25 protein-coding genes are annotated in these 17,670 nt (G+C 40.1%); 22 read left to right on the top strand and 3 right to left on the bottom strand.

The features are described 5' to 3' along the window. Positions 1-47 precede the first annotated feature (47 nt). The 15 genes from K9B36_RS15215 to rpsI all read left to right on the top strand — a co-directional run bounded on the left by K9B36_RS15215 (position 48) and on the right by rpsI (position 8,896). Positions 48-698: an adenylate kinase gene (locus K9B36_RS15215; protein WP_223703208.1), complete on the top strand. Its 651-nt coding sequence runs from the start codon at positions 48-50 to the stop codon at positions 696-698. Beyond that, a complete protein-coding gene (gene map, locus K9B36_RS15210) occupies positions 698-1,444 on the top strand; it encodes a type I methionyl aminopeptidase (RefSeq protein WP_223703206.1) in 747 nt (248 codons plus the stop codon). Before K9B36_RS15215 ends, map begins: the two co-directional genes overlap by 1 nt. Before the next feature lie 13 nt (positions 1,445-1,457). Further along, positions 1,458-1,772, top strand: a complete 315-nt coding sequence (locus K9B36_RS15205; RefSeq protein WP_317889884.1) for a KOW domain-containing RNA-binding protein — start codon at positions 1,458-1,460, stop codon at positions 1,770-1,772. Continuing rightward, complete coding sequence (gene infA / locus K9B36_RS15200; protein ID WP_028390440.1) at positions 1,772-1,990, top strand: translation initiation factor IF-1; 219 nt, start codon at positions 1,772-1,774, stop codon at positions 1,988-1,990. Before K9B36_RS15205 ends, infA begins: the two co-directional genes overlap by 1 nt. Before the next feature lie 41 nt (positions 1,991-2,031). After that, a complete protein-coding gene (gene rpmJ, locus K9B36_RS15195) occupies positions 2,032-2,145 on the top strand; it encodes a 50S ribosomal protein L36 (RefSeq protein ID WP_003156543.1) in 114 nt (37 codons plus the stop codon). A gap of 21 nt (positions 2,146-2,166) precedes the next feature. Then, the gene (gene rpsM / locus K9B36_RS15190) at positions 2,167-2,532 is read left to right on the top strand and encodes a 30S ribosomal protein S13 (protein ID WP_223703205.1); all 366 of its coding nucleotides are present in this window, start codon (positions 2,167-2,169) and stop codon (positions 2,530-2,532) included. 29 nt (positions 2,533-2,561) lie between these two features. Beyond that, positions 2,562-2,951: a 30S ribosomal protein S11 gene (gene rpsK, locus K9B36_RS15185; RefSeq protein WP_078382536.1), complete on the top strand. Its 390-nt coding sequence runs from the start codon at positions 2,562-2,564 to the stop codon at positions 2,949-2,951. Positions 2,952-3,122: 171 nt separating this feature from the next. Further along, on the top strand, positions 3,123-4,067 hold the full coding sequence (locus K9B36_RS15180; protein WP_223703204.1) for a DNA-directed RNA polymerase subunit alpha: 945 nt from the start codon (positions 3,123-3,125) through the stop codon (positions 4,065-4,067). 75 nt (positions 4,068-4,142) lie between these two features. Then, positions 4,143-4,505, top strand: a complete 363-nt coding sequence (gene rplQ, locus K9B36_RS15175) for a 50S ribosomal protein L17 (RefSeq protein ID WP_223703203.1) — start codon at positions 4,143-4,145, stop codon at positions 4,503-4,505. 141 nt (positions 4,506-4,646) lie between these two features. Next, a complete protein-coding gene (locus tag K9B36_RS15170; RefSeq protein ID WP_223703202.1) occupies positions 4,647-5,486 on the top strand; it encodes an energy-coupling factor ABC transporter ATP-binding protein in 840 nt (279 codons plus the stop codon). After that, positions 5,462-6,337 carry an energy-coupling factor ABC transporter ATP-binding protein gene (locus K9B36_RS15165; RefSeq protein WP_223703201.1) on the top strand — a complete coding sequence of 292 codons (876 nt, stop codon included), beginning with the start codon at positions 5,462-5,464 and terminating at the stop codon, positions 6,335-6,337. The genes K9B36_RS15170 and K9B36_RS15165 overlap by 25 nt, the downstream gene beginning before the upstream one ends. After that, positions 6,330-7,124, top strand: coding sequence for an energy-coupling factor transporter transmembrane component T family protein (locus tag K9B36_RS15160; RefSeq protein WP_223703199.1), 795 nt, complete (start codon positions 6,330-6,332; stop codon positions 7,122-7,124). Before K9B36_RS15165 ends, K9B36_RS15160 begins: the two co-directional genes overlap by 8 nt. Before the next feature lie 15 nt (positions 7,125-7,139). Further along, a complete protein-coding gene (truA, locus tag K9B36_RS15155) occupies positions 7,140-7,886 on the top strand; it encodes a tRNA pseudouridine(38-40) synthase TruA (RefSeq protein WP_223703198.1) in 747 nt (248 codons plus the stop codon). Between the two features lie 159 nt (positions 7,887-8,045). Further along, entirely contained in the window at positions 8,046-8,483 is a 438-nt protein-coding gene (gene rplM, locus K9B36_RS15150; protein WP_223703196.1) for a 50S ribosomal protein L13, read from the top strand. A 20-nt stretch (positions 8,484-8,503) separates the two neighbouring features. Further along, positions 8,504-8,896 carry a 30S ribosomal protein S9 gene (rpsI, locus tag K9B36_RS15145; RefSeq protein ID WP_223703193.1) on the top strand — a complete coding sequence of 131 codons (393 nt, stop codon included), beginning with the start codon at positions 8,504-8,506 and terminating at the stop codon, positions 8,894-8,896. A 419-nt stretch (positions 8,897-9,315) separates the two neighbouring features. Here rpsI and K9B36_RS15140 read toward each other — a convergent pair whose 3' ends face one another. Beyond that, positions 9,316-9,636, bottom strand: a complete 321-nt coding sequence (locus K9B36_RS15140) for a hypothetical protein (protein WP_223703191.1) — start codon at positions 9,634-9,636, stop codon at positions 9,316-9,318. Positions 9,637-9,946: 310 nt separating this feature from the next. On the opposite strand from K9B36_RS15140, the gene K9B36_RS15135 reads away from it, so the two are divergent. From K9B36_RS15135 to K9B36_RS15115, 5 genes are all read left to right on the top strand, one after another. Further along, positions 9,947-11,221: an MFS transporter gene (locus tag K9B36_RS15135; RefSeq protein WP_223703189.1), complete on the top strand. Its 1,275-nt coding sequence runs from the start codon at positions 9,947-9,949 to the stop codon at positions 11,219-11,221. Further along, positions 11,181-11,801 (top strand): TetR/AcrR family transcriptional regulator, encoded by a 621-nt coding sequence (locus tag K9B36_RS15130; protein WP_223703187.1) that lies wholly within the window; start codon positions 11,181-11,183, stop codon positions 11,799-11,801. The genes K9B36_RS15135 and K9B36_RS15130 overlap by 41 nt, the downstream gene beginning before the upstream one ends. Before the next feature lie 269 nt (positions 11,802-12,070). After that, the gene (locus K9B36_RS15125) at positions 12,071-12,514 is read left to right on the top strand and encodes a YbaK family protein (RefSeq protein ID WP_223703185.1); all 444 of its coding nucleotides are present in this window, start codon (positions 12,071-12,073) and stop codon (positions 12,512-12,514) included. A 61-nt stretch (positions 12,515-12,575) separates the two neighbouring features. Beyond that, positions 12,576-13,289: an N-acetylmuramoyl-L-alanine amidase CwlD gene (gene cwlD, locus K9B36_RS15120; RefSeq protein ID WP_223703182.1), complete on the top strand. Its 714-nt coding sequence runs from the start codon at positions 12,576-12,578 to the stop codon at positions 13,287-13,289. Positions 13,290-13,394: 105 nt separating this feature from the next. Continuing rightward, positions 13,395-14,444 carry an Mrp/NBP35 family ATP-binding protein gene (locus tag K9B36_RS15115; RefSeq protein WP_223703181.1) on the top strand — a complete coding sequence of 350 codons (1,050 nt, stop codon included), beginning with the start codon at positions 13,395-13,397 and terminating at the stop codon, positions 14,442-14,444. A gap of 95 nt (positions 14,445-14,539) precedes the next feature. Here the strand turns inward: K9B36_RS15115 and gerD are convergent, their stop codons facing one another. Then, positions 14,540-15,178 carry a spore germination lipoprotein GerD gene (gene gerD, locus K9B36_RS15110; protein WP_223703179.1) on the bottom strand — a complete coding sequence of 213 codons (639 nt, stop codon included), beginning with the start codon at positions 15,176-15,178 and terminating at the stop codon, positions 14,540-14,542. A 158-nt stretch (positions 15,179-15,336) separates the two neighbouring features. On the opposite strand from gerD, the gene K9B36_RS15105 reads away from it, so the two are divergent. Further along, positions 15,337-15,948, top strand: coding sequence for a KinB-signaling pathway activation protein (locus K9B36_RS15105; RefSeq protein WP_223703177.1), 612 nt, complete (start codon positions 15,337-15,339; stop codon positions 15,946-15,948). Between the two features lie 263 nt (positions 15,949-16,211). Here the strand turns inward: K9B36_RS15105 and pdaB are convergent, their stop codons facing one another. Continuing rightward, entirely contained in the window at positions 16,212-16,976 is a 765-nt protein-coding gene (gene pdaB / locus K9B36_RS15100) for a polysaccharide deacetylase family sporulation protein PdaB (protein ID WP_223703175.1), read from the bottom strand. 141 nt (positions 16,977-17,117) lie between these two features. On the opposite strand from pdaB, the gene K9B36_RS15095 reads away from it, so the two are divergent. After that, the gene (locus K9B36_RS15095) at positions 17,118-17,354 is read left to right on the top strand and encodes a hypothetical protein (RefSeq protein ID WP_223703173.1); all 237 of its coding nucleotides are present in this window, start codon (positions 17,118-17,120) and stop codon (positions 17,352-17,354) included. Positions 17,355-17,670: the final 316 nt, after the last annotated feature.

Here is a 17,670-nt window from a genome sequence, read left to right as displayed (position 1 = left end):
TCCGCAAAATCCCAATGTACTTCACAAGGTACTGAGGGGGCATTAAGATGAATTTAGTTCTAATGGGACTTCCGGGTGCCGGTAAAGGTACTCAAGCAGAACGAATTGTCGAAAAGTACAATATCCCTCATATCTCAACCGGAGATATGTTTCGTGCTGCAATGAAGGAAGGAACTGAACTAGGCCTAAAAGCAAAATCTTTTATGGACCAAGGGCAGCTTGTTCCTGATGAAGTAACGATTGGTATCGTTCGTGAAAGACTCGAAAAAGAAGATTGCAAAAACGGCTTTCTATTAGATGGCTTCCCAAGAACTGTCCCTCAAGCTGATGCTCTTGAGCAAATCCTAGAGGATCTAGGTCGAAAAATTGATTATGTAATCAACGTCAAAGTAGACCAGAGCATTCTGATGGAACGTTTAACTGGAAGACGCATTTGTAAAGATTGCGGAGCCACTTATCACCTAGTTTTCAATCCTCCTAGTGAAGAAGGAAAATGCGATAAATGCGGCGGGGAACTATATCAGCGTGCTGATGACAACGAAGAAACTGTTGGGAACCGTCTAGAGGTAAATGTGAAACAATCCAAGCCTTTATTAGACTTCTATAAGTCAAAAGGATATCTTCAAAACATCGATGGACAACAGCCAATTGGAAATGTGTTCAATGATATAGATAAGCTTCTTGGAGGGCGTGTGTAATGATTATCTGTAAAACTCCTCGTGAACTTGAAATCATGAGAGAAGCAGGTAAGATCGTTGCACTCACGCACCAAGAGTTAAAAAAACATATAGTACCTGGCGTAACGACGAAACAATTGGATGATATTGCTGAAAGATTCATACGCAAACATGATGCAATTCCATCGTTCAAAGGGTATAATGGGTTTCGCGGAAGTATATGTGCTTCTGTCAACGAAGAACTTGTTCATGGTATCCCTGGAGAAAGAGTACTTAAAGACGGCGATATCATTAGTATAGATATTGGTGCTAAGTATAATGGTTACCACGGAGATTCCGCTTGGACATATGCTGTTGGTAACATATCCGATGAAACTAAGCGATTACTTGAAGTCACGGAACAATCATTGTATGAAGGCATCAAGGAAATAAAACCGGGCGCTCGTCTTTCTGACGTTTCACATGCGATTCAAACGTATGCTGAAGCGCATGATTTTTCAATCGTGAGAGAGTATGTAGGCCATGGAATTGGTCAAGACTTACATGAAGATCCCCAAATTCCACATTATGGACCTCCTAACAAAGGTCCACGGTTAAAACCTGGTATGGTCCTAGCAATTGAACCAATGGTCAATGCAGGAACTCGCTACGTTAAAACGCTAGCAGATGACTGGACTGTTGTTACTGTTGACGGTAAAATGTGTGCTCATTTTGAACATACGATCGCGATTACAGAAACAGGCTACGAGATCTTAACAAAGGCCTAAGAGGTGATATTGCTTGATCGAAGCTGATTCGACTTTGCAAGTAGGGCAAATTGTTTTGATTACTCAAGGCAGAGATGCCGGACAGTATGCCGTAATTATTAAAATTCTTGATGAGCGTTTTGTCGTCCTAGCGGATGGAGACAAGAGGAAGTATGACCGCCCTAAGAAGAAGAACATTCATCATCTTGAATTTTTTGATTACGTGTCTCCAGAAGTTCAGAACAGTATGATCGAAACAGGTCGTGTGACAAATGGAAAATTGCGTTTTGCGCTAACTAAGTTTGTTGCGGAGCTTGTTGCTGATTTGAAGAAGGGAGAACTTAATTAATGGCGAAAGACGATGTAATTGAAGTAGAAGGTACGGTCCAAGAGACTTTACCAAACGCTATGTTTAAAGTAGAATTAGAAAATGGTCATACAGTATTAGCTCACGTATCAGGGAAAATACGTATGCACTTTATTCGAATCCTGCCAGGAGATAAAGTAACGGTGGAGCTTTCTCCATACGATTTAACACGCGGTAGAATTACGTATCGTTTTAAATAAACCTATTTTAGCACTCCGTACTACTAGGGAGGTAATATAAGATGAAAGTCAGACCATCAGTTAAACCGATCTGCGAAAAATGTAAAGTTATTCGTAGAAAAGGAAAAGTTATGGTTATTTGTGAAAACCCGAAACATAAACAAAAACAAGGATAAACTTGAAGGAGGTGCGCATATATGGCACGTATTGCTGGTGTTGATGTTCCTCGCGACAAGCGCGTTGTAATTTCATTAACATACGTTTTCGGTATTGGTCGTTCAACAGCTGAAAAAATTCTAGCTGAAGCAGGTGTTTCTGAGGAAACTCGTGTACGCGACTTAACGGAAGAAGAATTAGGAAAAATTCGTGATATCGTAGACAAAATTAAAGTTGAGGGTGACCTTCGTCGTGAAGTATCTCTAAACATTAAACGTCTAATCGAGATTGGTTGCTACCGTGGTCTTCGTCACCGTCGTGGTTTACCAGTTCGTGGTCAAAACACTAAAAACAATGCTCGTACACGTAAAGGACCTCGTCGTACAGTAGCGAATAAAAAGAAATAATTTTAAGTAAGTAAGGAGGTAAGTTAAATATGGCACGCAAAACTAATACACGTAAACGCCGTGTGAAAAAGAATATTGACACTGGTATCGCTCATATCCGTTCAACATTCAATAATACGATCGTAACGATTACTGACTCTCACGGAAATGCTATTGGGTGGTCTAGTGCAGGTGCTCTTGGCTTCAGAGGTTCTCGTAAATCTACTCCATTCGCAGCTCAAATGGCAGCTGAAACTGCTGCAAAGTCTTGCATGGAACATGGTTTGAAAACTTTAGAAGTTACAGTTAAAGGCCCTGGCGCTGGCCGTGAAGCAGCAATCCGTGCTTTACAAGCAGCTGGACTTGAAGTAACTGCTATCAGAGACGTAACCCCAGTACCTCATAACGGTTGCCGTCCACCAAAACGTCGCCGTGTTTAATTTGTCTGTATAGATTTTGTATACATGTCAATAATGGCTTATGATACAGTTTAAAAACATACAGATAAATTAAATGTTGTTGTTGTGCACAATCGGGACATACCTATGGGGAATTTCGGTTAGACATCTGATGTCTTTCCGGGGTTTCGACGTTTTGAAGGAGGGTTATGAATGTTAGAAATTGAAAAACCAAAAATCGAAACGGTTGAAATCAGCGATGACGCCAACTATGGTAAATTCGTCGTCGAGCCACTTGAGCGTGGATATGGAACAACTTTGGGTAACTCCTTACGTCGTATTCTTTTATCCTCACTTCCTGGTGCCGCTGTAACATCTATCCAAATAGATGGTGTACTGCATGAGTTCTCAACAATTGAAGGCGTCGTTGAAGATGTTACAACAGTTATTTTGAACGTTAAGAAGCTAGCATTAAAAATCTATTCAGATGATGAGAAGACGTTAGAGATTGATGTGCAAGGAGAAGGAGCTGTTACAGCCGCTGACATTACCCATGATAGCGATGTAGAGATTCTTAACCCTGATCTTCATCTCGCTACGTTAGCGAAGGACGCTCACCTACGCATTCGTTTCACTGCAAAGCGCGGTCGCGGATATGTAACGGCGAACGGAAACAAGCGTGAAGATCAGCCAATCGGTGTTATTCCAATTGATTCTATCTTTACTCCAGTTTCTCGTGTTTCTTATTATGTTGAAAATACACGTGTAGGGCAAGTCTCAAACTATGACAAGCTCACATTAGATGTATGGACAGATGGTAGCAACGCTCCACAAGAAGCGGTAGCTCTTGGTGCAAAGATTTTAACTGAACACTTAAATATATTTGTTGGCCTAACAGATGAGGCTCAAAATGCTGAAATTATGGTAGAAAAAGAGGAAGACCAGAAAGAAAAAGTTCTTGAGATGACTATCGAAGAGCTTGATTTGTCTGTTCGTTCTTACAACTGCCTAAAGCGTGCTGGAATCAATACTGTACAAGAGCTTGCGAATAAAACAGAAGAAGATATGATGAAAGTTCGTAACTTAGGCCGAAAATCTCTAGAAGAAGTCAAGCATAAACTAGAAGAGCTTGGTCTAGGCCTGCGTAAAGATGACTAGTTTTTATTCGTAAAACTAGGCATCTTTATGTGTTTGGACGTTTCATTACTTTCTACAGAAGGAGGGAACATCAACATGGGATACAGAAAATTAGGACGTACTAGCGCGCAACGTAAAGCGATGCTACGTGACTTAACAACGGACTTAATCATCAGTGAGCGCATTGAAACTACAGAAGCACGTGCGAAAGAATTACGTTCTGTTGTAGAAAAAATGATTACTCTTGGTAAGCGTGGAGATTTACATGCACGTCGTCAAGCTTCTTCATATGTTCGTCATGAAGTTGCGAACCAAGAAACTGGTCAAGATGCAGTTCAAAAGTTATTCGCTGATATTGCTCCACGTTATGATGAGCGTCAAGGTGGATACACTCGTATCATGAAACTTGGACCTCGTCGTGGAGACGGCGCACCAATGGTTATCATTGAACTAGTATAATTATTAGTCAGTCATAAATAAGGGCGGACAGTTGTAATGACTGATCTATGCCCTTTATTTTTTTGTTTAAGGATATTTATGCATAACAGCAGAATGAGATTAGATGAGACAAGTCAAGGTGAGAAGAGAGGAGTAAGATTTATGACTATGCCAATCTTAGAAGTTAGAAACTTGTTTTTTCGCTATGAAAATCAAGAGGAAAACGTATTAAGAGATATAAATATAGAAGTAAATCAAGGGGAGTGGACTGCTATCGTCGGTCACAATGGTTCAGGTAAGTCTACCCTTGCCCGTATTTTAAATGGTTTGCAGCTTCCAACTCAAGGTAGTGTTACGGTAAACGGCATGGTTCTTTCAGAGGATAATCTATGGGATATTCGGCGCCAAGTGGGGATGGTATTTCAAAATCCTGACAATCAGTTTGTAGGATCAACGGTCGAGGATGATGTTGCGTTTGGTTTAGAAAATATTGGGGTCCCACGCGAAGAGATGGTCCAACGAGTCGAAGAAGGAATAGATAGAGTGGGGATGAAATCTTTTTTAACCCAAGAGCCACATCAACTCTCAGGTGGCCAGAAGCAGAGAGTGGCAATAGCCGGAGTAATTGCACTTCGTCCGGCGATTATCATACTAGATGAGGCCACTAGCATGCTCGATCCTATTGGACGTAAAGAGGTCCTAGAGACAATCGAAGAACTGCGTACAGAGATGGGGGTTACAGTCCTGTCCATCACCCATGACTTGGAGGAGGCCGCTAGAGCAGATAAGATCATTGTTCTGAATAAAGGGGAAGTGTATGCAGAAGGAAAACCGGATGATATCTTTCGCCTCGGGGAAAAGCTTGTGAAGATTGGATTGGATTTGCCTTTTACCATTACTCTAGTAAACAAGCTTAAAGCATTAGGAATCTCCTTTGAGACCGACCCTACAACTAGTGAAAGGCTGATTGAAGAGCTATGCAAATTACAATTAAAGATTTAGAGCATCGCTATCAAGAAAAAACGCCATTTGAAAGAGTAGCTCTTTATGATGTAAATATGGAGATACAGGCGGGGGCGTATACAGCTATTATTGGGCACACGGGTTCTGGGAAGTCTACCTTACTTCAACATCTAAACGGCCTGCTGCGACCTTCCAAAGGGACCATCGAATTGGACAATTTCACATTAAAGCCAGAGGTTAAAGAGAAAAATATTAAGGCACTTCGGAAAAAAGTAGGAGTAGTATTTCAATTTCCCGAGCATCAGCTTTTTGAAGAAACAGTGGAAAAGGATATCTGTTTTGGACCGATAAATTTCGGTGTCTCAGAAGAAGAGGCGAAAAAGAGGGCGCGTGCTGCCATAAAACTTGTAGGCTTGCCTGAGAAGTATCTGGAATCATCTCCCTTCGACCTAAGCGGCGGACAGATGAGGCGGGTAGCCATTGCTGGTGTGCTTGCAATGGAGCCAGAGGTTTTGGTTTTAGATGAGCCAACTGCAGGCTTGGACCCTAGAGGACGTAAGGAGATTATGGATTTATTCTACTCCTTGCATAAGGAAAAAAAGTTAACGACAATTCTAGTAACACATAGCATGGAAGATGCTGCTCGATATGCAGATATGATCATGGTAATGAATAAAGGCACTTTAGGATTAAAGGGTACTCCAAGAGAAATATTTTCTAATGCTCCAACTTTAAAGGAGCTTGGTTTAGATGTCCCAGAAACCGTTCTGTTCATGGAAAAGTTGGAAGAGCGAACAAAGACAACATATGGTGAAGTTTGTTTAACCGTAGACGAGTTAGCCAATGCAATCGCCTTCCAACTTAACAAGGAGGAGGGGCTTCATGAATAACTTGATTATCGGAAGATATGTACCTGGGACCTCCCTCGTTCATCGAATGGATCCAAGGGCAAAACTATTATTAGTATTCATCTTTGTTATTATTGTCTTTCTTGCCAACAATTTGTGGGGATACTTACTGTTAGGGGTGTTTACGCTCTCAGTTGTGATTTTAACAAGAATATCGATTCCTTTTATATTAAAAGGTTTGAAGCCCATCATTTGGATTATTCTTTTTACAATGTTCTTTCACGTATTTTTAACCAAGGAAGGTACCTTGCTTTTTCAATTTGGCTTTATAGAGGTATATGAGGAAGGAATCATTCAAGCGATTTTTATTTCCTTACGCTTTCTATTTTTAATTACAATTACGACAATCTTAACATTGACGACCACACCTATTGAAGTTACAGATGGGATGGAAACTTTATTTGGTCCTTTTAAAAAAATAGGCGTTCCTGTCCATGAGCTTGCCTTGATGATGTCCATTTCTTTGCGCTTTATTCCGACCCTTATGCAGGAAACAGACAAGATTATGAAGGCGCAAAGTGCTCGAGGAGTAGATTTCACCACAGGGCCGTTAAAAGAGCGTGTAAAAGCCCTTGTCCCGTTGCTTGTCCCGTTATTTATCAGCGCCTTTAAACGCGCAGAAGACCTTGCTACGGCCATGGAGGCACGCGGGTACAGAGGAGGAGAAGGGAGAACAAAATTCCGGCTCCTTGAATGGCGAACGAAGGACACCATGCTGATGGTGCTGCTTGCTTGTATGACGTTTATTTTGTTTATGATTCGAACATAATGGAGCTTAGATACAATGAATAAATTAAAATGTGTTATTTCATATGATGGATCCCGATTTGAGGGGTACCAAATTCAAAAAGAAAAACGGACGGTCCAGTTGGAGCTGCACCGTGCCCTGACGCGAATTCATAAAGGGTTTGAGATGAGAGTATCTGCTTCAGGCCGCACGGATTCAGGGGTACATGCCATTGGACAAGTCATTCACTTTGAAACACCGCTGACAATTCAGCCTGAATCATGGAAAAATGCGCTAAACGCTTATTTACCCAAAGACATTTGGGTGAGTAAGGTGACGATGGCTTCTCCAGCTTTTCATGCGCAATTTGATGTGGTGAAAAAGGAATATCGCTATAAGGTATCCTTAAGCAAGGAATTTAATGTGTTTACGCGAAATCAAATTTTCCACTATCCTTATAAAATAAATCTGGAGGCTGTGAAGGAAGCAGCGGGATATTTGGTTGGCACACACGATTTTACAAGCTTCTGCTCCATCAAAACAGCGACAACCAATAGGATTCGAACCATATACGAGCTAGAAGTCATAGCAACGGGAGACGAGTTAGTGTTTCGTGTTGTTGGAAATGGATTTTTATATAATATGGTTCGGATTATTATTGGAACACTGCTTGATATTGGACAAGAAAGAAAAAAGCCAAAGGAGATTCTATCTATCCTCGAGGCAAGAGATCGAAACGCTGCAAGTAAAACGGCTCCGGCACATGGTTTGTATTTGTGGAACGTCATGTATAATGACAACTAATCCTGGTGTAACATTTTCTTGACAATATGGAATAAAAGTTATAAGATATCACATGGTATGTATTTTAACCCCACGATTAAGCCCCGGAAGAGTTTCATCGTGTAGAATAAAATATATGATTCGAAAAATAAAAGCTGTAATTTTTTAGGAGGGAATTCAATGCGTACAACGTTTATGGCGAAAGCTAGCGAAATCAATCGTAAATGGTACGTGGTAGATGCTGAAGGTAAAACTTTAGGTCGACTTGCAAGTGAAGTTGCATCCATTTTACGTGGTAAACATAAACCAACATTTACTCCAAACGTAGACACTGGAGATCATGTTATCATTATCAATGCTGAAAAAATCCACTTAACAGGTAACAAGTTAAACGGAAAGATCTACTACCGTCACACAATGCACCCAGGTGGATTGAAACAAAGAACTGCTTTAGAAATGCGTACTAACTATCCTACAAAGATGTTAGAACTAGCGATTAAAGGAATGCTTCCAAAAGGTAGCCTTGGTCGTCAAATGAGCAAAAAACTAAATGTCTATGCTGGTAGCGAGCATCCGCACCAAGCACAACAACCTGAAGTTTACGAACTTCGCGGTTAATTAATAAGGAGGGTATAACTTTGGCACAAGTAGAATACTACGGCACAGGTCGTCGTAAAAGCTCCGTTGCACGTGTACGTCTAGTTCCTGGTAACGGACAAATCGTGATCAACGATCGTGATATCGAAAACTATATTCCATTCGAAGCTCTACGTAATGTTGTTAAACAACCATTGGCACTTACTGAAACAGAAGGTAACTATAATGTATTAGTAAATGTTGACGGTGGTGGATACACTGGTCAAGCTGGTGCGATCCGTCACGGAATCGCGCGTGCATTATTACAAGCTGATCCTGAATTCCGTGCTTCTTTAAAGCGTGCAGGTCTATTAACTCGTGACGCACGTATGAAAGAGCGTAAAAAATACGGACTTAAAGGCGCTCGTAAAGCACCTCAGTTCTCAAAACGTTAATCTTCGGATATGGAAAACCCCCAGCCACTATTGGCTGGGGGTTTTTGTACTTTAAGGGGCGACAGGTGGGAAAGGGAATGGGAAGGGCGAATATGCAGGAGCAAAGCTAAATGCATAAATATCTCGACAATCAGCATACAGCAACTCGCTTAAAGGAGCCTCGTTAAATCCAAAAGAGAAAGTGGCAGTACAAGTTTCAGGATCTAGGCATAAAAAAGTAATGGAAGTGATTCGTCTAGTCCCGGTAGGAATAGGAGGGACCTGTAATCCCAATGTGTATACCGTTGATCCAATCTGCAAAGCTCCTAAAGAAACAGCCGCTGTGCTGCATTGAAATGTTTCACAAAAACAACCCTTACACTTACACGAGTTAGTTTTTTCTTTTTTGTTCAGTTTCATTTGATTTATGACCTCCTTTTCTAATTACTTAATGGTGCAAAGGATACAATCCGTTTGCAATCAATAACCGTTTCAGTGGTATAAATTCCAGGGGGAAACCCCTCAATGCCTGGCGCAATAAATGAGGTTACTACAACAAAATGGGCACAACAGGTTTCCCGGTCAATTTTGGTAAGTGTAATACTATGGACTGTTAGAGTTCCAGCAGTCTCAGGGACTACACCTACTTCAATTGGTACAGGATTTCCTTCCACTAGAATAAATTCGAAATTAAGCGATCTTCCCCTCAAATCATCGTAGAAGTCACAAAAACATCCACAGCTAGTTTTATGTTTCTTCATTGAAATTCTCACCTCCTCTAAAATGCGATCCTATATAGCTATATATATTAGAACTTTTAAAAAATGCATGGATGTTTGTCCACAATTAGCAAAGAGAAATAAGAATAGGTGTTTCAGCAGGGGTCCCTAGAGAAAAGTGAAGGGAAGGTTTTTATTGTCTTTTTTTTTCAAAATTAGCACTCTGGGGGAGACATCATTCTTTTATAGAAGAGAGTATAACAAAGTTTTAAAAAACAGTTGCAAAACGACACCAGTATCGTTATAATAAAAATAAATAGACACAAATGTCGTTATTAATGGAGGTAGAGGGATGGACGTAAAATTAAACAAGAATAGAGGGTTTCTTACCCTAATGTCGGCTCAGTTGATTTCTAGTCTTGGGGATTGGTTGAGCATTGTTGCAATTATTACGCTTGTGGGGTTAAAGTGGGAAGCATCACCAATGGAAGTATCCTTTGTTATCTTAAGTCTTGCTTTACCAATGGCGCTTTTGGGACCAATAGCTGGGACGGTTGCGGACCGCTTAAACCGAAGAACGCTGATGGTGATTTCGGACCTAGGAAGAGCGGTTCTGATAGTAATACTCGCATTGGCAAGTACGCTTTGGGCAGTGTATATCTGTTTGTTTGTCATTGGGATGCTATCGGCTGTCTTTGTTCCCGCAAAGAATGGTAAACTGAAAGAACTTGTACCACAAGAACAAATGAAAAGCGCCATGTCCATCACCTCCACGATTGATGCAGCTACAAAGGTCCTTGGTCCATTGCTGAGTGGATTATTGGTTACGGCGTTTAGTACTCAAATTGTATTTTATATTGATGCGGTTACCTTTATTCTTTCTGCGCTGCTGTTATTGGCATTGCCACGTACAGTGAGTGCGAACGAAGGTCCTAACGAAAATTCTACTGAACAGAAAAGGGCTTCTTTTAAAGAGGAATTCATCGAAGGAATAAATTTTATTAAAGGAAGCCGATATCTTCTTGTTGGAATGACAGTGCTTGGCATCAGTCTTTTAATATTACAGCTTTCCGATTCTCAAATTATTATATTAGTAAGGGAACTGTCACAGGCGTCACCAGACCTTTTTGGCTTTATTGTAACGGCAGCAGGTGCCGGCATGCTATTCTCCGGTATGCTGTTGGCCAAGAAAACTGACTATCATGCGCTCAGTCTGATGTTTCTCGGTGTATCTGGCTTGGGATTAGGTTTTGGTATGATGGCTATATTGACAGGACTTGATTTAGCATTATCTATTCTGTGGGCGCCAGCGTTAGGACTCCTTGCCGGGTTTTCAGCAGGGCTGGTCTTCATTCCGTTTCAGGCTGCTGTGCAAACAACTACACCTGTTCACATGACAGGGAGAGTCTTTGGCGTTATAAATAGTATAACAACCACGGCGACCATCATCGGCCCTTTGGTGGGTGGGTGGCTAGCTACGATAATAGGGGTGATACCGGCATTTATCATTACGGCATCTCTTTTAGTCGTCATTTCAATAGTAGGGTTTATTTTTAAAACTAGAATAGAGCGGGGGAATAAGAGCAATGTCTCCGAAAGTCAGCAAAGAACACATGGAACTACGTAAAGCAACGATCTTAGAAGCGGCAAAAGCTGTCTTTATTGAACATGGTTATGAACGGACAACAATGAAACTTATTATGGATGCAGCAAAGGTAAGCAGGGGTGGATTATACCAGTACTTTTCTAACAAAGAGGTAGTATATGAAACCATTTTACAAGAGGCACTGAACCGTTTTTCAAAAGAAACGAAAGATTTGCTTGAAGGAGAGGTACCGTCATACTGGGAGTTACTGCTCTTATGCATGTTTGGTAGTGAGCAGCAGCCGGATGATAAAATGGATCCGATGGCACCATCAAATCTGGAGTTTTTTATCACAGGAAAACATGACCCGCGAAGAAGAGAATACGGGGCAATGCGCTATAATAATGGTTTAACCCTTTATAAGAAAGTGATTGAACAAGGCCAAAAGAGCGGGGAATTTAGTATAGATTATGATAGTGAAATTATTGCCAGAACGATCCTTACTTTTACAGATGGTCTTGCTTTAGGTCACTCGATTCTTCCGCAAGAGACCATCAGATTAAAAGAACAGTCCACTCTTTTCGTTGTATACTTAAAAAAGGTTTTAAACGTAAGTTTGTAAAACAACATAAAAGATAAGATTAAAAAAATGGTGGACATTGGAGTCCGCCATTTTTTTGTGTGTCAAGTGATTAGCAATCAAGCCCTTTTAGTTGTTACTGAGTGGCAAGTATCATTCCCTTACCATTTATTTTCTTTTGTTATATGGAAAAGCACATAGTAAGCTCGCCCATGCTAACCAATATCTTACTTGGAAAAACGTACTCATTCTTTTCACGCATATAAGCACATCGCCTTTAGGAAACTAATGGTGGAAGGGGTGTGATAAGCATGACTGTATTAACAACCTTAAAAGAAAAGCGAAGAGAAAAGCAGATGAAATACGAACGCAAGATGCTTCGCGAAATTTCTTTAGATATATTAAAAACAAAAGTGAAGGATTTTTTCTCTCCATACTTAAAGAAGAACAGGCAGCAAATCGGTGCGATTGAAGAGGGCTGTTTAGATGTGGCAATTGAGGCCTATCTTCTTGGGGCTTCCTATAGTAAGTTTGGATATTATGGTGAAAGTGCCGAAAAAGTGAAAACGCGTTGTCCTGTGGAGGAAAAGTACTTGATTGATACGTTATATGATTATTTTTTATATTGGGGGTCTATCGGTGATAGCGACCATGTGCATGAGTCCTTTTATGTTACCTGTGAGGCCTTTATTGATTACTGGTGGCGGGAAGGGTTCTTTAAGGGCGAAAAAAGGTACCGAATGAGGCTGCACTAATTATCATAAACTTCCGTCTTGTCCCATATAGTTTATTAGTGGACATGCGGGAGGGATACATATGAGAAAGTGGAAATTTTGGGCGATAGCAACAGGCGTCCTAACACTTTTATTGTTTTTTCAATTTCAATACCTTAACCAAGATACGTGGGAACAATGGAATCTCCCACTTAGTGGAAAAATCATTATTTTAGATCCTGGTCATGGTGGCCCAGACGGTGGGGCAGTTGGAGGGGAAATTTTAGAAAAAGATGTCGCTCTTCAAGTTTCCTTATATTTAAAAGATTATTTGCAAGAACAAGGTGCATTAGTATTGATGACCCGTGAGGAAGATGTAGATCTCGCTGATCCGAAAACAAAAGGCTATAGCCGGCGAAAGGTAGAGGATTTGCGGAAACGCGTAGAGATGGTAAATGAATCTGAAGGGGATATGTTCATAAGTGTCCACTTAAACGCCATTCCCTCTCCAAGATGGAAAGGGGCCCAGACCTTTTATCAGCAATCGGAAACAAAAGAAAATGAGCGGCTGGCTAAATTTGTTCAAGACGAATTGCGAATAAATTTAGAAAACACAGAGCGGCAGGCTAAATCAATAAATGGCATTTATATATTAAAGCAGGCGAAAATCCCAGGAGCGCTAGTGGAAGTGGGGTTCCTGTCTAATCCGGCGGAACGAGCTCAACTTAGCACAGTAGACTACCAAAAAAAAGTAGCTGCCGCCATCTATAACGGGATAATGAGACACTATACATTAGAAGAGAATCCTCCTGAATAGTAGGAGGTTCTTTTGTATCTTCAATCATCCGTGGTTATGTTATACTAGGATTGTAAACGAATTCATTCTTTTTAAAGACGATAATGGATTAAGGTGGGGTTTAAAATGTTAACAGAAACAAGAGTTATCCAATTACTTAAAGGTCTTCAGGATCCAATTTTACATAAAACGTTTGAAGAAACAAATGCGATTGAGGAAATTTCCATTAAAGAAGAAAAAAACCATGTGAGTGTGAAGGTTGCTTTAGCCAAAACAGGTACGGCTGAACAGATGCAGCTTCAAGGTACGATTGTTAACATTTTAAAAGAGGCCGGAGCGGCAACGGTTGGCCTTCGCTTTACAGAGCTACCTAAAGACGTAGTAGATCAGTATGGAGCACACACAGAGAGTCAAAAGGAAGACAGCTTGCTTACAAATAATAAAACAACTTTTTTGGCTATTGCCAGCGGAAAAGGTGGAGTTGGAAAGTCAACGGTATCTGTAAACCTGGCAGTTTCTTTAGCTCGTTTAGGGAAAAAAGTAGGGCTCATTGATGCAGATATCTATGGCTTCAGTGTGCCTGATATGATGGGTATCACAAAACGGCCAGTTGTACGTGGGGAAAGGATCATTCCTGTAGAACGCTTTGGTGTACAGGTTATCTCCATGGGATTCTTTGTAGAAGATAATTCACCTGTTATTTGGAGAGGCCCGATGCTCGGGAAAATGCTGAACAGCTTCTTCAATGAAGTAGAATGGGGCGAATTGGATTACTTATTGCTTGATTTACCGCCAGGAACAGGCGATGTTGCACTTGATGTCCATTCAATGCTTCCTTCCTGTAAAGAATTAATTGTTACAACACCACATCCGACTGCTGCATTTGTAGCTGCAAGAGCGGGGGCAATGGCATTAAAAACGAATCATGAAGTTATTGGTGTTATTGAAAACATGGCATACTTTGAAAGTAAAAAAACCGGCGAAAAAGAATATGTATTTGGTCAAGGTGGAGGGAAGAAGCTATCAGAAGAGCTGCAAACTCCATTATTAGGACAGCTACCACTTCAACAGCCTGATTGGAATGAAGAAGATTTTGCACCATCAGTTTATCAAGTGGACCATGACCTTGGTAAGATCTATCAAGATATTGCCTCAAAAGTCATTGAATTAACGTAAAGCGAAAGGCAGACCATGGTTGATGGTCTGCCTTTTTATATGTGTTGTGCATAGGTTGCTGCTTTTACGGGCTTTATAGCAACAATCTTGAAGATCTATTCTTCTCCCCCGCCACTACCGGAATCTTGCCCCTCTCCAGAGCCACCGCTACTTTCTTCCGAGCCGCCACCACCACCTTCTCCACCTTGGCCACCTTGCATTTCAGAAGCACCTTGTAAGAGTAGATCTTGCAGCTTTGCTTTAAATAGGGGACTTTCAAAAGTTTCGGTAATCACCTTTTGTAGATGAGTCTTAAATTCCTTGCCACTTAATACAGTAACCAGCTGCTTTTCCATCTCTGGGTCCTGTAAAACCTGAATCATTAAACCTTGGTATTCGGGGTCTTTCATCAAGTCTTTTAACAATGCTTCATGCTCCTTTTGCATGCTTTTTGCAAAAGTTTCAGCAAATTTAGGGTCTTCAAATGCTTTCGTCCAAAACTCTGCACCTTTTTCACTATCAAGGGTTTGTTGAATTGAGCTTGTTACAATCTCCTGGTCCAGCACAAAGTTTTGTTTCATTTTTTCATCTGTCATGATTTCTTCAATCGCTTTTTTGCCATCGTCTGTTTTTAATATATCCACAACCATTTTTTTGGTTTCTTCATAATCCATTTGGCCGCCACCTTCTTCTCCTTGCGCACAGCCAGAAAGAAGAAAACAAATAAGGAGGAACGGCAAAAGGTAGTTTTTCATAAGAAAACCCCTCTCATCAGCATTTGCATATGTTTAATATGTGACAAATTTAATGAAATATACAAATTTGCATGTCCTGCATTATAGATTTTTGCAGCTTCAATTGGTACAATCATACATGGTGTCTTTATTCTGTTTTTAATGGAGGAAAAGAAAAAGTGAACAGTCGAAATTGGGTTCGATTATTTCTTTCCACGTTATTTGTTGGTGGAATTAGTACGGTAATTGTAGCTTTCGTAGTGAATTGGCATCAACATAGTGAATTATTCGCTTCAGGAGATGTAATGCAGCTCTTATCTGTTACGTTTTGGTATATCGGTGTGGGCTTGATCTTTAGTATCATCAGTCAAATGGGCTTCTTTGCCTATTTAACCATTCATCGATTTGGATTAGGTATTTTCAAATCATATTGGAGTGCGGTACAAGTAGTTTTAATCGTCTTTGTACTATTCGATTTGGTATATTTCCGATATATCGCATTCGCAAATGAAGGAGATTCATTGCTTCCTTACTTTGCATTTCCAGCATTTTTGCTTTTATATGGATTGCTTGTAGCATATGTAAAAAGAAGCCAAACCAATAAACATGCTTTCATACCGGCGCTATTCTTTATGATTGTCGTTACGACAGTCGAATGGTTCCCGGTTCTGCGTGAAAATGAACCAAGCTGGTTATTGCTGATGCTATTTCCTTTGTTAGCTTGTAATTCCTATCAAATGTTGATCTTGCATAAGTTAAATCCACCAAGAGCTGCAACTACTGTAAAATAAAAGGCTCTTTTCGTAAAGGTTGTTGTTATAAGTCCGTAAAAAATCGGTATTTGGATTTTTTACTGTCCTGTTCACTCAAGATTAAGAGTAAATTGTTAATTTAGCTAGAAAAGAGCACGACAGCAACGATTGTAACGGGTGGTACCCGCTTACGTAACAGCAACAACCAATGCGAAAATGGCTAATTAAAAGAAGGCGTCCCTTTCCAAGGGGCGCCTTGCTTTGTATTGATGGTTGTTTTCGAAGCATGAATGTAGTCGTTGCTATTGAATCTCCTTGCTTTTTGCTTTTGTATTATTGATCAATTCAGTAACCGTACTGATTTCATAGCCTTTAGCTTTAATCTGATCAATAATCTCTGGTAAAGCTTCTTTCGTTTGTACGGCAGAATCAGAGGCATGGAGCAGCACAATATCCCCGCTGCTTAAATTTTTCGTTACGTTTTCAATAATAATATCTTTTCCTGGGTTAATTAAATCGTGTGAATCAACACTCCAGTGAACAATCGTAAAGCCTAAGGAGTGCGCGATATCCAACTCCCTTTTATCAAATGCACCTTTAGGAGGACGCAGAAGGGATACCTCCTTTAAACCGAGCTTTTCAAAAACCTCTACTGATTTTAAAATGTCCCGTTTTAATTTTAAATCTTCTAAATCTGTATAGTTCTGATAGGCATACCCCATGCTTCCGATTTCATGTCCATCTTCAACAATTCGCTTCACGATATCAGGGTGTCGTTCTGCCCAAGCGGCAGATAGAAAAAAAGTAGTGCCGGTAACATTATGTTCTTTTAAGGTATCTAAAATGGGAAGAGCCTTTTCATCTCCCCAGCTTATATCAAAACTCAAAGCAACCTCCTTGGTTGTCCCTTCTCCTTTATAGATTGCTCTTGGACCATCCTTTGTTGAAAAAACGGTCATACTTGAAAAGTTCTCTATATATAAAATCCCTGCTGTAAAGAAAGATGCCAAAATAACGATAGATAATTGCTTCAGCTTTCTCCCGTTAATTACATAGAAAAAATTCATAGCTTTCCCCCTTGTCCAAAGTATCTACTTCATAAATATTCAGTTGGACAGAACTTATGATATAAAAAATTAGAAAAATGTTTAATAAAAACAGGATTTGTGGAAAAAAATACAATATAAATACTTTTTAGAGGTGAAAAAATGTTAGGGATGTTGTTCAATAATAAAGAAGTAAAAGAAATGGAATACCTATTAAAAAGAGAGTTAGAAGAAATGCTTCATGATTTTGAAGATAATCGAATAGATTACGTGGTAAAACACGCTATGGAAGAACGCTACCAAATCCTTTTTAAAATGTTAAAAAGAGTAGCGCCTCAAACAGAGTACATGCCATACATTCGATCAAAAGCACTTTATAGGGAAAGAGGAACACTATAACTAAGAGCGGCTCCTGCATATAGACAGTATGTGGGAGTTTTTTAACGCTTATATTCTTTAATGGTGGATGGCGTCTAAACACTAATCTGTCTCACTTTAAGCGAAGGTAAAGTTTATTTGTAAAAACAGTTGACGTTTTCTTGAGATTCGTGGTATATTATTATTCGTCGCTGCGGCAGACAAAATTGTTCGCACGATAAAAAAACAAAAAACATATTGACTTAAACAATTCCAATGTGTTATATTAGTAAAGTTGCTTCAGAGCGAATAACTGATGAAAATGATCTTTGAAAACTAAACAAAACAACAGCGTCTA

The organism is Sutcliffiella deserti (assembly GCF_020037475.1).
GTDB lineage: Bacteria > Bacillota > Bacilli > Bacillales > Bacillaceae_I > Sutcliffiella_A > Sutcliffiella_A deserti.
The sequence above is the reverse complement of the archived record's forward strand: the minus strand, read 5'-3'. Positions and strand labels throughout refer to the sequence as shown.

Bases quoted from the DNA above. Each gene is read 5' to 3' on its own strand.
- K9B36_RS15160 (WP_223703199.1), top strand. From the start codon at position 6,330: ATGAATAACTTGATTATCGGAAGATATGTACCTGGGACCTCCCTCGTT.
- rpsM (WP_223703205.1), top strand. From the start codon at position 2,167: ATGGCACGTATTGCTGGTGTTGATGTTCCTCGCGACAAGCGCGTTGTA.
- K9B36_RS15125 (WP_223703185.1), top strand. From the start codon at position 12,071: ATGACTGTATTAACAACCTTAAAAGAAAAGCGAAGAGAAAAGCAGATG.
- K9B36_RS15165 (WP_223703201.1), top strand. From the start codon at position 5,462: ATGCAAATTACAATTAAAGATTTAGAGCATCGCTATCAAGAAAAAACG.
- rpmJ (WP_003156543.1), top strand. From the start codon at position 2,032: ATGAAAGTCAGACCATCAGTTAAACCGATCTGCGAAAAATGTAAAGTT.
- cwlD (WP_223703182.1), top strand. From the start codon at position 12,576: ATGAGAAAGTGGAAATTTTGGGCGATAGCAACAGGCGTCCTAACACTT.
- K9B36_RS15095 (WP_223703173.1), top strand. From the start codon at position 17,118: ATGTTAGGGATGTTGTTCAATAATAAAGAAGTAAAAGAAATGGAATAC.
- K9B36_RS15135 (WP_223703189.1), top strand. From the start codon at position 9,947: ATGGACGTAAAATTAAACAAGAATAGAGGGTTTCTTACCCTAATGTCG.
- map (WP_223703206.1), top strand. From the start codon at position 698: ATGATTATCTGTAAAACTCCTCGTGAACTTGAAATCATGAGAGAAGCA.
- K9B36_RS15215 (WP_223703208.1), top strand. From the start codon at position 48: ATGAATTTAGTTCTAATGGGACTTCCGGGTGCCGGTAAAGGTACTCAA.
- truA (WP_223703198.1), top strand. From the start codon at position 7,140: ATGAATAAATTAAAATGTGTTATTTCATATGATGGATCCCGATTTGAG.
- K9B36_RS15140 (WP_223703191.1), bottom strand. From the start codon at position 9,636: ATGAAGAAACATAAAACTAGCTGTGGATGTTTTTGTGACTTCTACGAT.
- rplQ (WP_223703203.1), top strand. From the start codon at position 4,143: ATGGGATACAGAAAATTAGGACGTACTAGCGCGCAACGTAAAGCGATG.
- rplM (WP_223703196.1), top strand. From the start codon at position 8,046: ATGCGTACAACGTTTATGGCGAAAGCTAGCGAAATCAATCGTAAATGG.
- infA (WP_028390440.1), top strand. From the start codon at position 1,772: ATGGCGAAAGACGATGTAATTGAAGTAGAAGGTACGGTCCAAGAGACT.
- pdaB (WP_223703175.1), bottom strand. From the start codon at position 16,976: ATGAATTTTTTCTATGTAATTAACGGGAGAAAGCTGAAGCAATTATCT.
- K9B36_RS15170 (WP_223703202.1), top strand. From the start codon at position 4,647: ATGACTATGCCAATCTTAGAAGTTAGAAACTTGTTTTTTCGCTATGAA.
- K9B36_RS15115 (WP_223703181.1), top strand. From the start codon at position 13,395: ATGTTAACAGAAACAAGAGTTATCCAATTACTTAAAGGTCTTCAGGAT.
- gerD (WP_223703179.1), bottom strand. From the start codon at position 15,178: ATGAAAAACTACCTTTTGCCGTTCCTCCTTATTTGTTTTCTTCTTTCT.
- rpsK (WP_078382536.1), top strand. From the start codon at position 2,562: ATGGCACGCAAAACTAATACACGTAAACGCCGTGTGAAAAAGAATATT.
- K9B36_RS15130 (WP_223703187.1), top strand. From the start codon at position 11,181: ATGTCTCCGAAAGTCAGCAAAGAACACATGGAACTACGTAAAGCAACG.
- K9B36_RS15180 (WP_223703204.1), top strand. From the start codon at position 3,123: ATGTTAGAAATTGAAAAACCAAAAATCGAAACGGTTGAAATCAGCGAT.